We start from the raw sequence: 12,656 nt of genomic DNA, 5'->3' as shown, positions 1-12,656 counted from the left end.
CGCACAGGGGTTCAGTTCAGAAAAACCGCCGATGGACGTTATGCTTCTCAATCTCATGATGGCCTATGCGATAAGAAGTACCAACAAACTTAATATTTACGGTATGGCTGTTGCCGGAGATTCGAGACTTGCGAGATTCGCCATACCTATTCTGGCAAGACATGAAGCAAGGATACCAATATCCGTGGTAGGCATGGCTAGAACGCCCGCAAGATACAGATTGGGAGTCATGAGGGCGATCGAGGTCAGGGCAAAGAGCCTGAGCGCGGCGCTACTGGGTTCGCCTAAGGCCGGTGCGAAAATACCCATAGGCGAGACGATCGGCGCTTCGAATATATCTGCAAAACAGGCCACGTTCTATAGGGACGCGCTAGCCTCGACTGAAACAAAAGGTCAAGGTCGAGGAGCCGCTATTCCTGATAGTTTCAATGCCGCCGGTTTCGATCAAACCTTTTTGCAAAAAAGATTTGGCGTTGATCTTGAAAGTTCACATGTATTTGTTGGAAAAGGTGGTACCCGCGTCGCGGTAGTCCCAGGGACCCCAAATATGGATATGGTGGTCTTAAAACTTAAGAAAGACGGAACGATCAGGGTAGAATCTGTACCTAGATCTGTTGTGCTAGACCAGGATAGCCGCGAACGATACATTAGAGTGGGAGCATACGACAGGAATGGCGCCACTCCATTTGCAAAGGTCAGCTTTATCGAAAGAACGGAAGTCAACACCTTCCACGCGATGGATAACGGAGTCCGGAAATCATATTACGTAAGCGTCAGTCCCCTTGCAAATCCGAGTCCCCTCGACAGATGGCTTTCACATACCGTCCTCCCTTCAATCAAAAATACTTTCGGCTACGGCGTTACGCAAAGGGCCCTAGCCACGGTTGCTCCCTCATCCAGACTGACAAGGTGGTGGACCAAAACGGTCGGAAACATAGTTACAAAACCTGAAAGATCCACCGCCATATTGACATGGAGGGGGACAGCGGCAACATTGCAGTACCTTCCTTTCATATATTTATTAAAGAGCTCCGGCGCACTGATGCAGGACGGTTTCGACGCCGACATGACAGGCAAAGTGGAGGTGGGCAATTACATTTGGGCCGGAATGATAGCTCATAGATATATACAAAACCCGTTAAAGCTTGATGGCTTCATGGCAAACATGATCGGCTATGGTCTTGGCTGCGCTGTGGCCTATCTATTACTTGGAGATCTTATGCCTACCAAAAAAGACGAGGCCCCTGCCTTTGACAAAAAATCAGGCAAGATCACTTCGCTCGTAAGAACGACCCTCGGCGAACCAGCCGAAGATAACTACGTAACATACTTGAATGCGGGTGATTATGAAAAAGCTGGGGAGGTCATGTTCGCAAATCTCACGACCCTAAATTTAACCCACTTTGGATGGGATTTTTTAGACTCGTTGGGATTTGATACAAGCGACTACGGCGGCACTTCGGGCTCTTCCAGAGAGTTAGAACCCGGGAGGATGAACGCCTATGTCGAAAAGGTCTTTGAACTCGCAGAAAAGGCTAATAGAGATATAATGGGCGTCAAACTGGAATCCGCCGGCAACCCCAAAGAAAAACTGAAAACCATCGACGGAGGTAAGTACGACTCTGCCATCACATTATTTAACTGGATAGACTCGATATTGCAGAGAGCTATTGATTTTTCGGTCAAAATTAAAGATGGCTCCGAACCATCACCGCAAAATACGAAGATGTTCATCCTAGACCTTGCGGTCCTGAAAAGCATGGTAAAAAATCCTAATCTGGCTAATGTTAACTGGTATGCCAGAGAAGTTGCCGGTCTGCTCAAAGTCTACATTGATGCAATGCCTGATATCAGATTTATGGAACAGATAAACCTGCTCGCCGCAGACCTCAATAAGACCAAATTAGGTACCGACGGCCATTAGGCGCTCTTGCCATTGTGGTACTTTTCAAGTGTTGCCGACCTGTGGGTCCATGTAAAAAGGAACAATATAGTGCCTATGATCGCGGCGGCTATAAAGAACATAAATCCGCCGTTCCAGCCATACTTATCAACAAGGACTCCCGTGCCTATACCTGCCAAGGCGCTACCTAAATATCCGAAAGCGCCAGTCATTCCTGTGGCCGTTGCCGCCGCCTTCTTGGAGGCAAAATCAGCAGCGGCGACCCCTACAAGCATCTGCGGGCCATAAATAACGAACCCAACTGCAAAGAGTATGGCTGCATCCATGTATGGGTGTCCCGCCGGGGTAAGCCAAAGGGCCACCATGCAAAATATGACCGCGGTCATGAACATGACGTTGACAGGACCGCGCCGTCCTTTGAAGATCTTATCAGATATCCATCCGGCAAATATCGCCCCCGCTATACCTGCTATCTCAAAACCGGCCGTTTTAAGACCCGCCCCGGCTATGGTCGAATTCTTGGCCTCCACAAGGAACGTCGGGGCCCAATCTAATATCGCAATTCTGACTATATAAACAAAACAATTGGCAAGGCTTACTATCCAGACGAATTTATTTGTAAGGACATATTTAAAGAGGATCTCCTTGAAAGATTCGGCGGTATCTTCATGCCCGTTGGTGGCATCTGCTTCTCCCCTGAACTCTTCCACCGGCGGCAGTCCCAATGACTGGGGAGTATCGCGTAGCCTGTTCATGACTATGAAGGCGACCGCCACAGCTATCACCGCCGGGCCGAAGAAGGCGCTTCTCCAGCCAAAATGCTGCACCAAGTATCCGGCAAATATCATTATTCCGGCACCGCCTATCTGGTGAGAAGCATTCCAGATGCCCCACTTCGTTCCAAGTTCTGTTGGGCTATACCAGTGGGTAAGAGCTCTTGCACACGGAGGCCAACCCATGCCCTGGAACCAGCCATTGAATATCCAGCATATCCCGAAGAATATAAGCGCATTTGAGAGACCAAAGAAAACGTTGACTATCGCCGAAAGGATAAGACCTATAGCCATGAAATAGCGCGGATTGGCCCTGTCGGCAAGAATGCCGCTGAAGAATTTAGAGAGTCCATATACTATCGAAAAGCCGGTCAATACCCATCCAAGATCGGTCTTTGTGAAATCCAGCTCTTTCAACATCGAAGGCATAGCAATAGAGAGGTTCTTTCTCACGAAATAGAAACCGGCGTACCCTATCATCATTCCGTACATGATGCGGATGCGCCAGTACCTATATTTGGCATTTTTCTCCTCAACGTTCGATATCATTTGTATCGCGGACTGCGCCTTTAGGACACTCCAGATCTTTTTCATCATAGGGACTGACTCCTTATGGTTTAAAATTTTACGACACGCTATATCACTAAAATGTCCTTGTCAATTACCTTAAAATTTTGCGGGCGTTGGTGGCGTATAATTTCTCTTGCAAATATTATGAGCCCTTACTACAATCCCGGATTGGAAAGGAAAAAATATGCCCACACCAGTCTGCGGTACAGGAGAGATAGGCCCCTTTCCGGTATGGGAGGATCAGAACAGCGCCTCATCATGTGAGAAGGATTTCAGGAACTGCCGGTTCAAGGAGGTCTGCCTTGAAGCTGTCTACGATCAGGGCAGCCAAACATTAAAGACCAAACATTTCTTATTCGAAGGCCCTCCCCTGAAACTGGGATATTTTGACAGCCCTTGGGAGTTTTCGAACCCGCATGTAACAACGGGCCAGTTCGACCTTCTCTTCACCGCCTACACCTTTGAGACGTTCATCACCAGGCTTGCGGCAATGAGAGTCTACAGGAATGTTGAAAAACTCTTAGTAAAGAACCCCATAGATGTGGAAATAAGCACAGCAAATATGGCCAACGCCTTCTTCAATCAGTTCAATTATGATTTCTTCTTTGGGATGATACCGGGTGTTTGTCACTTTGCCTCCGATTCAAATATTATTTTGCATGAGTTCTGGCATCTCCTGACATTTTCCAACAGCAGAGAGCTTGGCGTGGACATGGCGGACATAGAGGGAAATGCCATACACGAAGCCATCTCCGATGCCGGTTCGACGGTCTATGAAAAAGACCCCGAAGTTGGTGAGGGGGTTGCCGTATGCCTTGGGGCGGCCGAAGAACCGTCTCCTGCTGCCGGCCTTAGAAATGCCAACGAGACACAACCAAGCCTCTTCTACGATGAAGAGGCACACGGAAGGGTCGAACTTTACGCACCAGCCTTATGGTTCAGCTTCAAAGAACTTACGCGTCTCATGGGCAACGACAAGGAGAAGGCAAGCGAGCTCATGACCATCATCATAGGCAATATGCCCAAGTTTCTCCCCGCAAGACCCAAAAAGGCCGATTTCATGAAGGCTGTCTACAACGCACTGACATATGTAATGGCCGATGAGCCGTCTTTTGTCGGCAAATATCAATTCAACGTTCCTGCCTTTATGAAGTTCCTTGAGGGCGAGGCAAAAGCCAGGACCATCTTCGAAAATGACGCCGATAAAAGATACGCGTTCAGAGAATATGACAAGCTCCCAAAGAATCAGATCGACCTTGCCATCGGAAGATACACAAAAGGTCAAACCACGTTCAAGCCTTCTTACGATAATGACGAGGTTGTCTTCTTTCAGCAATATTATAGGGGTATACCCATTGAGGGGGCCGGGCTCAGATTTGTCCGGATAAATGACAAGCAGGTTCGAGTTGTACCGATGGTAGCCGATACGCCCACCGGCGCCGCCACAAAGACCGGTATCGAGGCATGGAAGACCATAATGTCCGCCGACACGGTCCAAAAATTCCATACCATCGCCGATAAAATGCTCAGGTGCGGCGCAATAAGAAAGAGCGAGGTCGAAAGCATAACAAAAGAGTTCAAAAAACTTGGGAATTTCCCGAAAGAGAGACCGGAAAGGGTCTATCTTAACGGCAGTCCCAACCTCCAATATAAATTCAGGCTAGATGGGGTCACCTGTTATGTGGACGCCGTCGACGGAACGGTCACGTTCCACCGCCAGAAGTTCCACTCTTTTTAATTGACAATAGTTTTCTTCGCTGATAGTCTCTTGAACAAATTTCATTATAAATCAACTAGTTAGAGGTGAATTATGGCTACAGGAAAAACCAAGACGATCGCATTCACGAAAATGTACGGTACAGGGAACGATTTTATTGTCATCCCATTCATAGGCTCCAAGCCTTCCTCTCCCCCAAAGATGGGGCGGGACTTTTGCGATAGAAAAAGGGGGATCGGCGCAGACCAGCTCCTTCTCATCCATAAATCCCACAAGGGCGATTTTAAACTTCAGACGATAAACCCCGACGGGAGCGAAGCGGAGATGTGCGGCAACGGTATAAGGTGCGCCGCAAAGTTCATACTTGAGAACAGGATCTCTCAAAAACGCGAGCTTATATTCGAAACCCCGGCTGGCCTTAAAACGGTCAAGTGCCTTGGTAAACATTCTTTCCTTGTGAACATGGGCGAACCGATCATGAAGGGAAAGGATATTCCGGTAAATCTATCCGGCAGGATAATAAACAGGCCCTTAAAGACCGAGTTAAAAGAGTTCCGCATCACGTGCGTTTCGATGGGTAATCCTCATTGTGTGATATTTGTGGATGATCTCGACAACTATCCTGTTGAAAAGTTCGGTAAATACCTCGAAACATATCATTCGTTCCCTAAAAGGGTGAACGTTGAGTTCGTGAACGTCATTTCTCAGACAGAGATCAAGATGAGGGTCTGGGAGCGCGGCGTAGGCGAGACCAACGGCTGCGGCACCGGCGCTTGCGCGGCGGCGCTTGCAAGCGTCCTGAACGGATTCACCGGCAGAGAGGTCACCGTCTTCCAAAAAGGCGGCAAGGTCGAGGTGAACTGGGAAAAGAAGGACGGCAAGGTCTATCTCACCGGCATGGCGGAAGTTGTATTTAAGGGAGAGATTGCGATATAAAATATCCAATGTCCAAGTTCCAATGACGAATGAATGCTCTAAATTTCAATGACCAATCATTGAAATTTGAGTCATTGTGATTTGGTGATTGAGTCATTTATTATGTTTCAAGGCGTCTTCACAGCAATAGTCACTCCGTTCAATAAAGGCAAGTTGGATGAGAAAGCCCTGCGCGAATTCATTGAATGGCAGATACAAGAAGGGATCCACGGGCTCGTCCCCTGCGGAACCACCGGTGAATCGGCAACCCTTACAGAAGAGGAATGGTCAAGGGTCATTGAAATAACGGTGGACCAGGCGAGAGCGCGCGTCCCCGTGATTGTCGGCGCCGGCTCAAATTCTACCGATGTCGCCATAAAGAAACACAAGAAGGCCTACAAGCTCGGCGTCTCGGCAAGCCTTCAGGTCACACCTTATTATAACAAACCTACCCAAGAGGGTCTGTATCAGCACTTTAAGGCCGTTGCCGGATCCGAAGAAAAACTTCCGGTCATTCTCTACAACGTCCCCGGAAGGACATCGGTCAACATGTTCCCCGAAACCGTTGCAAGACTTTCAAAGATATCGAACATACTAGGTCTTAAAGAGGCCTGCGGCAACATTGATCAGGTAAAGAGGATAAGGTCGCTAGTCCCCAAAGACTTTGCCATGCTTTCCGGCGAAGATGCCCAGAACTTTGCCATATATAATGAAGGGGGCGTAGGCTCCATATCTGTCGCCTCAAATGTAATGCCCGCAAAGGTCGCGGAGGTTTGGGATGCGTTCGCCGCCGGCGATAAAGAAAAGGCAAAGTTCGTTCAGGAAGAGCTGCTACCGCTAAATAAGGTCCTCTTTATAGAGACAAGTCCCGCTCCGGCAAAGACCTCCCTTTCAATGATGGGCAGAATGAAAGATGAACTAAGGCTCCCATTGGTAGGACTTCTCCATGAGAATAGGAAAAAGCTGGAAGAGATCCTTAAGAGCTACTGCTTAATATGATAAAAATTTCTCTATTTGGGGCCGCGGGGAGAATGGGCGGCGCAATACTTAACGTTCTCCCCTCGTTCAAGAACATCACCCTTGCCCATGCCGTTGAATCTGCGGACTTTCCCCATACAGGAAAGAAGATAGGCAAGGGAATGGACCTGGAACACGACCATTCACACGCCCTTGACGATATAGATGTGGCAATAGATTTCACATGGGCCGAAAGTTCGATAACCAACCTAAAATTCGCCGCGGCATCACACAAACCGATGGTGATCGGAGCAACCGGCCATAATGCCGAACAGAAGGCTCACATCCTTTCGGCAAGCAAGATCATTCCCATCGTACTTTCCCCGAACATGAGCGTCGGCGTTAACACAATGTGGAAACTTATCGAAGAAGCGGCATCTATCCTAGACAAGGATTACAAGATAGACATCGTCGAGTCCCATCATGTTCACAAGAAAGATGCGCCGAGCGGGACAGCCAAAAAGATGATCGAGGAGGTGGGTGGAAAGAACAAAGAAGGAAGATGGATGATGGACGATGGAAGAGAAATTGAAGTAAGGTCGATCCGTGAAGGCGATGTGGCAGGAGATCACACGATTACGTTCACAAGCCCCTACGAAAAGCTGGAGATAACCCACCGCGCTTTTTCCCGCGAGGTCTTCGCCGCAGGCGCCCTAAAGGCCGCCGAATGGGTCGTCGGAAAGAGGCCTGGTCTCTATGGAATGTCAGAGGTATTAGATATTGTGTCATCCTGAACGAAGTGAAGGAACCCTATAATTTGCTTGGGAGATCCTTCGCTTACCGCTCAGGATGACAACAACTACGTATGCAATCAGAAAGATTAAAAAGACTCCCCCCCTATTTATTTGCAGAGATAGACGCCAAAAAACGCGCGATGCGCGAAAAGGGGGTTGATATAATAGACCTCTCGATAGGAGACCCCGATATTCCAACGCCGAAACATGTTATCGAGGCCTTCTGCGAAGGGGCTCACGACGCCAGGAACCACAGATATCCCCCATATAACGGCACACAGGAGTTCCGCGAGGCGGCGGTATCATACCTGAAGGAGACAAAGGGCGTTGATCTCGACCCGAACAGCGAGGCGCTCACCCTCATAGGTTCAAAAGAAGGTATCGCACATGCCCCGCTCGCTTTCTTGGATCCGGGAGATGTCGTTCTCATCCCGTCGCCCGGGTATCCGGTATATACGACCGCCTCCCTGCTTTCCGGATGCGTTCCATATGAGATGCCTCTTAAAAAAGAGAACGGGTTCCTTCCCGACCTCGGATCGATCCCAAAGGACGTTCTTAAAAAGGCAAAGCTTATCTTTCTTAATTACCCGAACAACCCGACCGCCGCTGTTGCAACCAAAGATTTTTTTAAAGATGCGGTCGATTTTGCTAAAGGCAACGGTCTCGTTCTTTGTCACGACGCCGCCTATATCGACATCGTCTACGACGGTTACAAGGCCCCAAGCATCCTTGAGGTCCCTGGCGCAAAGGACGTGGCGGTGGAATTCTATTCACTTTCCAAGACCTACAACATGACCGGCTGGCGATTAGGCTTTGCCGCCGGGAACAAGGGGCTTATCGAGTCCCTCGGAAAATTAAAGACGAACATAGATTCATCGGCAACGGCCGCCGTTCAGCACGGCGGAGCAGTCGCGATGACATCGAGCCAGGACTGCGTGGTCAACGCATGTAAGACATATAAGAACAGGCGCGACGTCCTTGTTGAAGCTCTCAACAAAAAGGGATGGAACGTGGTCAAACCCAAGGCAACGTTCTACGTCTGGGTCGAGATACCCACAAAAGAAGATTCAAGGTCCTTCGCTTCAAAGATCCTTGAAAAGACTGGAGTGGTCGTGACCCCCGGCCTTGGATTTGGGAGCGCCGGCGAAGGCTTCATACGATTCTCCGTATCTTATCCAACTGAAAGAATAGAAGAGGCGGTCCACCGCATCTCGTCACTTTAATATGACACCAACCGGAAAGTTCACAGTAATAAAATTCGGAGGAACGAGCGTCTCTTCGCTCAAATGCTGGAAGACCATCAAAGAGATAGCAAGTGACCGTTTAAAACGGGGGCTAAAACCTGTAATCGTATGTTCCGCTGTCGCGGGTGTGTCCAACGAACTGGAAAATGCGCTCAAGTTCGAACCTGTTCTTTCCAATATCGAAAATATCCACAAGGAGCTCGCGAAAGAACTGAATGTGGACATCTCCGAGATAAGCGAACCTTTAAAGGAACTTTCGATGCTCCTGAAGGGGGCCGAGCTTGTGAACGAGGCGGGCCCACGCCTTAGAGCCAAGGTCATGGCCTACGGCGAGCTGGTGTCCACAAAGCTTGGCGCCGCTTATTTGAACAGGGAGGGTTTGCGAACGACCTGGCAGGATGCAAGGGAGTGTCTCACCGCACTAGAAAGTTTCACAAACAATCCGGATCGCGACATGCTCTCTGCGTCCTGTGATTACAAAAAGGACCCGGAACTTATCGAAAGATTCTCAAAAGGATCGGGCGTGATCCTAACCCAGGGTTTCATCGCAGGCAATGGTGCGGGCGATACCGTCCTTTTAGGCCGCGGAGGTTCGGACATCTCCGCCTCATACTTTGCGGCAAAGCTCAACGCCTCGGTCTGCGAAATATGGACCGACGTGCCTGGTATGTATACGGCGAACCCTCGACAAATACCGTCGGCCAGGCTCATAAGGGTTCTTGATTACGATGAGGCCCAGGAGATCGCATCATCCGGCGCCAAGGTCCTGCACCCAAGGTGCCTGGCACCCGTTAAAAAATGCGGTATTCCTCTCAAGATTTACTGCCTTGAACATCCCAAGATGGATGGGACGCTCGTGGCTTCCGAATGCTCAGTAAAGGATGCCTGTGTAAAGGCCATATCTTCCAAAAAGGGGATAACTCTCATCTCTATGGAGTCGGTCGACATGTGGCATCAGGTCGGTTTTCTTTCGGACGTCTTTTCATGTTTCAAACGTAACGGCATTTCCATAGATCTAGTTTCTACCTCCGAGACCAACGTCACGGTAACGCTCGACCAGACAACGAACGTCCTCACTAAAGAGACCCTGAAGAAACTGATCACGGAACTCAACGCGTTCTGTCAGGCAAAAACGATCGATTCATGCGCCATGGTGAGCATGGTGGGGCGAAACATCCGCTCCATTCTGTCCCAGCTGGCACCGGCGCTTGAGGTATTTGAGGAGCAGAAGATCTACCTCGTCTCTCAGGCGGCGAACGATCTCAACCTGACGTTCGTGGTGGATGAGGATCAGGCCGACAGGCTCGTAATAAAGCTTCACGAACAGCTCTTTAAGCAGCGCGGCCGCGACAAGCTTTTGGGAGATTCGTGGCAGGCGCTCTTTGAAAAGAACGGCAAAGAGCCCGAAAGGCTTCCAGACACATGGTGGCTTAACAGGAAAGATGAACTCATAGCCATTGCCAAAAAGAGTTCCCCTCTTTACGTATATGAAGAAGGGGCGCTCGACAGGTCTCTTTCAAAAATATCGCGGCTGAACTCGATAGACCGCGTCTTCTATTCCATAAAGGCGAACAGGCAACGGGACATATTAAAGAAGTTCTACGATGAAAAGCTGGGCTTTGAATGTGTCTCACCATTTGAAGTGAAATATATACTGGAACTGTTTCCCAAAATAGACCCCAAAAGGATACTCTTCACCCCCAACTTTGCCTCAAAGAACGAATACGAATATGCCTTTGAGAAAAAGGTGATCGTAACGCTCGATAATCTATTCCCCATCAAAGGATGGCCCGACCTTCTAAAGGGGAAGGAGGTCTTTGTAAGGGTAGACCCCGGCCATGGACAGGGACATCACAAATATGTCCACACCGCCGGGATAAGATCGAAGTTCGGTGTCTCGCCCGAACAATTCGATGAATTGGCAGATTCGGTGAAACGTAACGATATAAAAGTGAAAGGCCTTCACACGCACGTAGGAAGCAACATATTCACACCCGAAACCTGGAGCAACAACGCGCGCTTCATGGCATCCATGGCCGGCATGTTCCCGGAGGCCGAGGTCTTTGACCTGGGCGGGGGATTGGGCATCGTTGAAAAACCGGGCAGGATCGAACTTGATATGGGAACGCTTAACACCATGCTCCAGGAGGTCGCTTCCGCATACCCTAAATATAAGCTCTGGATAGAACCGGGAAGGTTTCTCGTGGCCGAGGCCGGAGTGCTTCTTGCAAAGGTGACACAGACGAAGAAGAAGGATGAATATAATTACATAGGCATCGATACCGGAATGAACTCTCTTATCCGCCCCGCCCTTTACGGCGCCCATCATGAAATAGTGAATCTTTCAAAGATCGGAAAGCCGTCCAACGTCGTTGCAAATATCGTGGGGCCTATTTGCGAATCGGGCGATATTTTGGGATACGAGCGTCCTATGCCCGAGCCTTCTGAAGGCGATGTGATCCTTATCGCCACCGCAGGCGCGTACGGACACGTCATGGGCTCAAATTACAATATGAGAGAGCCCGCCAAGGAATATTTTCTTAAGAGATGATCACTGACAAAGATTGGACCTGAAGAGAGCATTAAAGTTGCACGGCTCCGAGTAAAATATCTGCGCGTTCGCATTCTTCGGTGTCAGCGTCTTATTGAAAGAGAATTTCGCGGTTGTGCCGTCGGGCGTTGACCACCTGAACTTGTTTCCGCCGCTTCCGGGCTCAATCCCTACAAACATCAGCTGGTCGGTACAAGCCAGAGCCGCAGGCTGTATATTGTCTTTGCCGCACGCGTCCGTCCATAGGGCATCATAACACATCGAGATACCGTCCGCGGGGTCATAATACTGTATCGAAACCGAAAGGGTTGCGCCGACGTCAAAACCGGGATTGGTCAACGCGTTCCAACATGCATCTGTCGAAAGCCCTGCACATTTTATCACCAATGGATGCGTTTCCGGTTCATTGATATCGCAATCTAGCTCATCGCAGAGCCCGTCAGCGTCGTGATCGAGCACAAAGACTCCCGGTTCATCTGTATAGCCGTTGCAGTCATTATCAAGACCGTCGCAGATCTCAATGCCTGGCGCTCCCGGCTCGCAGGTATCGACCTCTTCTCCTCCAAAACATATATTGATGCCGGTCGCCGAACATTCACCGGTTCCACAATATGTGGGAGTTGAAATGAAACCTTCGTCCACAAGACCGTCACAGTTATCGTCTATATTGTTGCAATCTGTATCATCACCGGTAGCCGTTCCCTCAGCACAGATATCTTCTTCCCTTCCGCCGAAACACATCAACATCCCCTGGGCCAAACATGCCCCGGTCCCGCAGCTCGTTTCCGTTGGAACATAGTGTTCATCTTTTGAACCGTCGCAATCATCATCCACGTTATTGCAGTCTGCGTCGCCGCCGGTAGCTGCCTTCGGGGAGCAGGTATCGGTCAAAGCTCCTCCGACGCAAGTCAAAAGACCCTGATTAAAACACGCTCCCACTCCACAGCTCGTGACAGAAGGCACATAATCTTCATCCGTCATCCCGTCGCAATCGTCATCTTTATTGTTGCACGAGGCATCATTTGGCGCAGGGATTTTGGGGACCGCGTCGCATGTTTCTCCGCCATCTTCGTTGCAAATAACGGAACCGGACGATTGGCATTCGCCTACCCCGACGCTGCAAGGTTCTCCTAAATTAAAACCCTCGTCCGTCTCGCCGTCGCAGTTGTTATCCTTGCCGTCGCAGACCTCTGCTTTAACCTGTTCAGCCTCGCAGGTATCGACCTCTTCTC

General features: G+C 49.6%; 8 protein-coding genes and 1 pseudogene (1 of these 9 running past the window's edge). 7 read left to right on the top strand and 2 right to left on the bottom strand.

The window, feature by feature from the left end; genetic code table 11:
- Positions 1-1,924: pseudogene (locus tag COV46_06900) on the top strand (hypothetical protein) (it extends 2,087 nt beyond the left edge of the window).
- Here COV46_06900 and COV46_06895 read toward each other — a convergent pair.
- Complete coding sequence (locus COV46_06895; GenBank protein ID PIR16774.1) at positions 1,921-3,273, bottom strand: MFS transporter family glucose-6-phosphate receptor UhpC; 1,353 nt, start codon at positions 3,271-3,273, stop codon at positions 1,921-1,923. The pseudogene COV46_06900 and the gene COV46_06895 overlap by 4 nt on opposite strands.
- Positions 3,274-3,430: 157 nt before the next feature.
- On the opposite strand from COV46_06895, the gene COV46_06890 reads away from it, so the two are divergent.
- The 6 genes from COV46_06890 (at position 3,431) to COV46_06865 (ending at position 11,424) form a co-directional block, all read left to right on the top strand.
- Positions 3,431-4,984, top strand: a complete 1,554-nt coding sequence (locus COV46_06890) for a hypothetical protein (protein PIR16773.1) — start codon at positions 3,431-3,433, stop codon at positions 4,982-4,984.
- Positions 4,985-5,056: 72 nt separating this feature from the next.
- Positions 5,057-5,899, top strand: coding sequence for a diaminopimelate epimerase (locus COV46_06885; protein PIR16772.1), 843 nt, complete (start codon positions 5,057-5,059; stop codon positions 5,897-5,899).
- 102 nt (positions 5,900-6,001) lie between these two features.
- Entirely contained in the window at positions 6,002-6,877 is an 876-nt protein-coding gene (locus tag COV46_06880) for a 4-hydroxy-tetrahydrodipicolinate synthase (protein PIR16771.1), read from the top strand.
- Positions 6,874-7,629, top strand: coding sequence for a 4-hydroxy-tetrahydrodipicolinate reductase (locus COV46_06875; GenBank protein PIR16770.1), 756 nt, complete (start codon positions 6,874-6,876; stop codon positions 7,627-7,629). Before COV46_06880 ends, COV46_06875 begins: the two co-directional genes overlap by 4 nt.
- Before the next feature lie 71 nt (positions 7,630-7,700).
- Positions 7,701-8,852 carry an LL-diaminopimelate aminotransferase gene (locus COV46_06870; protein PIR16769.1) on the top strand — a complete coding sequence of 384 codons (1,152 nt, stop codon included), beginning with the start codon at positions 7,701-7,703 and terminating at the stop codon, positions 8,850-8,852.
- Between the two features lies 1 nt (position 8,853).
- Positions 8,854-11,424: a diaminopimelate decarboxylase gene (locus COV46_06865; protein PIR16768.1), complete on the top strand. Its 2,571-nt coding sequence runs from the start codon at positions 8,854-8,856 to the stop codon at positions 11,422-11,424.
- Here COV46_06865 and COV46_06860 read toward each other — a convergent pair.
- Positions 11,425-12,656, bottom strand: a 1,232-nt coding sequence (locus COV46_06860; GenBank protein ID PIR16767.1) for a hypothetical protein, incomplete at its 5' end; no start/stop codon positions are given.

The sequence above is a fragment of the Deltaproteobacteria bacterium CG11_big_fil_rev_8_21_14_0_20_49_13 genome, assembly GCA_002796305.1.
In the GTDB taxonomy this organism is placed as follows: domain Bacteria; phylum UBA10199; class UBA10199.
Note: the sequence above shows the minus strand (reverse complement) of the source record. Positions and strands in the feature narration are given on the sequence as shown.